This is a genomic window from uncultured Brachyspira sp., assembly GCF_944390595.1.
Classification (GTDB): domain Bacteria; phylum Spirochaetota; class Brachyspiria; order Brachyspirales; family Brachyspiraceae; genus Brachyspira.
The window spans coordinates 1-4,303 of record NZ_CALXRN010000056.1; the positions used below are offsets into that span (position 1 = coordinate 1).

Here is a 4,303-nt window from a genome sequence, read left to right on the forward strand (position 1 = left end):
TCTCCCATTATAGCCTGTCCGCCTGCTTTATTTATATATTCTCTAAATTTCTCTAAATGAGTATGCTCTTCTGCTGAATGATTATATAAAAACTTGCTGCATCCTTTAAGCCCCTGCCTCTCGCACCAGCCCGCCATATTAAAATAAAGGTTAGCTGAATAATGCTCTTCATTTAAATGATCATTCAATAATTTTACTGTTTCTTCTTTTATTATAGACATAATAAACTCCTTTTTAGATATAACTAACAATATAATATATTACTCTAACAAATTTAACAATACATTTTACAAAATATAGAAATAAAATCATGTAATATTATTTTTTGTTTAAATATAAATAAAACATTTATAACAATTTTTTATTAATTAATACTGATTATATATTTTTAGACAAAAAAATAGCGGCAAGAACATTATAAAAATAATATTCTTACTGCAATAAAAACGCTAAAACATTAAAATTATCAATTTTTCAATTTAAAATATTCTATAGATCTAATTAATTCATTAGCTTCAGACAATAATGATTCGGAAGCAGAAGTTGCCTCTGTAACCAAAGCAGCATTCTTCTGAACAGCAGAGTCCATATTATTAATAGCCGCATTAATTTGTTCTATTCCTTTTTCCTGTTCCTGAGCTGCTATATTTATTTTTTCCATTAAACTAGAAGCCGTATCCATTTTATCTGATATTTCAACAAATATGTCTTTTGATTCTTTTACACTTTTTGCTGCTAAATGTATTTTTTCATTGCTGTCTGTTATTAATGAGGTAATATTTTTTACTGATTCCTGAGTATTCTGTGCTAAGTTTCTTACTTCGCTTGCAACAACAGCAAAACCTCTTCCCTGCTCACCAGCACGAGCTGCTTCTACTGAAGCATTCAAAGCAAGTATATTAGTTTGAAATGCTATACCCTCTATAAGTTTAGTAATATCCATAATCTTATTACTAGCTTCATAAACATCATCCATTTTGCTTACACTGTCTTCTACTATTTCCCCAGCTTTATTCAAATAGTTTTTAGCATCAGATACAATAGTTGTGCTTGTTGCTACATTTTCTGCTGACTCTTTAATAGCACTTGCCATCTCATTCATAGATGCTGCTGTTTCCTCTAAACTAGAAGCTTGAGATTCTGTTCTTTGAGATAAATCATTATTTCCAACTAAAACTTCATTAGCTGCTGTAGAAACCTGTTCAGCGGAATTTTTAACAGTATTTATTACATTGTTAAAGTTTTTCATAGCTTTATCCCAGCCTCTTGCTATATCACCCCATTCATCTCTTCTTTTATCAAACTGTTTAGGTATTTCCCTAGTTAAATCACCATCAGACATAGCTAAAATATCTTTTGATAGTTCTACTATAATATTAGATACTTTTTTTCCTATTATAAATGGAATTAGAAAAATAAATATTAAAATAATTAAAGCTAATATAATGACTAACATATTTCTCATAATATAGCTTTCTTTTAATATAATATTTTTAGGAGTGGAAAGAGATAATCCCCAGTAAACCCCTTCTGTTATTTTTATAGGGGTAAAAGCGAAAGTATAATATTTCTTTCCAACTTCTCCATAAGCATCTACTATAAAAAATTTACCATTTTGAAAATTTTCAAATACATTATATTTTTGATAATGAGGATATGTATCATACATTTTTTTTGAAACATTATCCATATTAAAGCTATCATATATTGCAGAACCTAATTGATCATATAATGCCACTGTTGTTTCATTAAAAGGTTTAATATTACCTAATAAAGCAGTAATTGAATCAGCAAATATATCTACATATATAACCCCTATAAATTTATTATCAGGTTTTATTGGAACACATAATGTAAAAAGAACCGTGTCTGCATTAACTGTAGAATTATATATACCAGATACATATACTTCTCCAGTTCTTTTAGGCTCTGTATAATAATCTACATCGAATGTATCTATAGATAAATATGCTTCTCCGCCTCTTGATATATAATAATTAAATCTTCCATTAGCAGCTCTATATTCTGAATTGGTATAATCTGCATCATTATCAAGTACATTAGGCTCAAAAGCTATAGATAAACCATTTATATCATCTGGAAGACTATTAAAAAATACTGATGTTAATTGCTTATATGATTCTCTATCTCTTATTCCTCTGCTATAAATATTTTCTATATTAACTTTAAGCCCCATAACATTATATAGATGTTTTTCTATATTGAATTTTATATTATTAGCTTCTTTATACGATGTTTCTTCTAAAATTTTATAAGACATATTATTAGTTATTTTACCAACATACAACATTATTACGGTATTTGACAATATAATAACTATTATAACAGGAATCAATATTGCAGATGTAATTTGAAATTTCAATCCTACTTTTTTAATCATAATAAACTCCAAATAAAACTATTTATTATAAATAAAAAAAATTTTATTTATGTGATAGGTAAATATAAACTAAAAAAACCCTAACATTATATAATATATAGTAAAAAAATAAAAAATACAAGCATATAAAATTTTAATGATAAAAAATAAAAAAATGCTTGATTTTTTATCATTCTACTAATAGAATGGAAAAATATATTTTTAAATAATTTATTTAAACAATTTTATTAGATGGAGAAATAATTATGAGTTTCAGAGAAAATAGTTCTTTAAGGAGCGACAGAGTATTAAAAGGTGATGAAAGAGCACCAAACAGATCATTATTCTACTCTATGGGATATACAGACGAAGAATTAAAAAGACCTCTGATTGGAATTATTTCTGCATATAGTGAAATTGTACCTGGACATATACATCTTGATAAACTTTCTCAGGCTGTTAAAGCAGGTGTTTTAATAGGCGGAGGTACTCCTATACTTATACCTGCAATAGGAGTTTGCGACGGAATAGCTATGGGACACTTAGGAATGAGATATTCACTTCCTTCAAGAGAATTAATATCTGATTCTGTTGAAAGTATGGTTATAGCTCATGGTTTAGACGGAGTTGTACTTGTTCCTAACTGCGATAAAATAGTTCCTGGTATGATAATGGGACTTTTAAGAATGAATATACCGGGAATAGTGATAAGCGGAGGAGCTATGCTTCCTGGCGATCACGGCGAAGAAAAAATAAGCTTATCAAATATATTCGAGGCTGTTGGAGCAAAAAAAGCTAATCTTATAAGCGATTCTGAATTAGAAGAATATGCACAGAATACTTGTCCTAGTTGCGGTTCTTGTGCCGGTATGTACACTGCCAATAGTATGAACTGTCTTTCTGAGGCATTAGGTATAGCACTTCCTGGAAATGGCACAATACCTGCTGTTTATTCTGCTAGAACTTTACTTGCTAAGAAAGCCGGTATGCAGGTTATGGAATTATTAAAAAAAGATATAAAACCATTAGATATAATAACTCCTGAATCTTTCAAAAATGCACTTGCTGTTGATATGGCTTTGGGATGTTCTACAAACAGCGTACTTCACTTGCTTGCTATAGCTAATGAAGCAGGAATAGAATTAGATTTAAAAATCATAAATGAAGTAAGCGACCGTACTCCTAACCTTTGTCACTTAGCACCTGCCGGACATAATTACATAGAAGATTTATACAAAGCCGGCGGAATACCTGCTGTTATGAAAGAGCTTGATAAAGGCGGATTTATAAACACTTCTCTTTTAACTGCTACAGGTAAAACAATAGCTGAAAATATAAAAGATGCTGTTAACAAAAACAATAATGTTTTAAGAAATATAGAAAACCCTTACAGTAAAACAGGCGGTATAGCAATACTTTGGGGAAATATAGCTAAAGACGGATGCGTTGTTAAGCGTTCTGCCGTTGCTGATGAAATGCTTGTACATAAAGGCCCTGCTAGAGTATTTGACTCTGAAGAATCTGCAATAGCTGCAATATACGCTGGTAAAATAAATAAAGGCGATGTTGTTGTTATAAGATATGAAGGCCCAAAAGGCGGACCTGGTATGCGTGAGATGTTAAACCCTACTTCTGCACTTGCCGGAATGAAATTGGATAAAGATGTTGCTTTAATAACTGACGGAAGATTCTCAGGTGCTTCAAGAGGTGCATCTATAGGACACGTTTCTCCAGAAGCTGCTAGCGGCGGAGAAATAGCTTTCATAAAAGAAAATGACATCATAAGTATAGACATTCCTAATCATAAAATCAATTTAGAAATCTCTGATGAAGAAATGGAAAAAAGAAGAAAAGAGATTCCTATTAAACCTTTAGAAGAAATTAGAGGCTGGCTTGGAAGATATAGAAAACTTGTTCAGTCTG

The 4,303-nt window shown here is 30.3% G+C and carries 3 protein-coding genes; 1 reads left to right on the top strand and 2 read right to left on the bottom strand.

What is annotated here, in order from left to right; translation table 11 throughout:
• The coding region (locus Q0J90_RS03000; RefSeq protein ID WP_297276498.1) for a ferritin-like domain-containing protein at positions 1 to 221 on the bottom strand (221 nt) is incomplete at its 3' end.
• Between the two features lie 245 nt (positions 222 to 466).
• On the bottom strand, positions 467 to 2,401 hold the full coding sequence (locus tag Q0J90_RS03005; RefSeq protein WP_297276499.1) for a methyl-accepting chemotaxis protein: 1,935 nt from the start codon (positions 2,399 to 2,401) through the stop codon (positions 467 to 469).
• Positions 2,402 to 2,646: 245 nt separating this feature from the next.
• Between Q0J90_RS03005 and ilvD the strand changes: the two genes are divergently transcribed.
• Positions 2,647 to 4,303: dihydroxy-acid dehydratase (gene ilvD / locus Q0J90_RS03010; protein ID WP_297276500.1), on the top strand; the 1,657-nt coding region annotated here is incomplete at its 3' end.

What these genes read in the sequence shown, in the direction of transcription:
- Q0J90_RS03005 (WP_297276499.1), bottom strand. Translation starts at nt 2,401, where the DNA reads ATGATTAAAAAAGTAGGATTGAAATTTCAAATTACATCTGCAATATTG.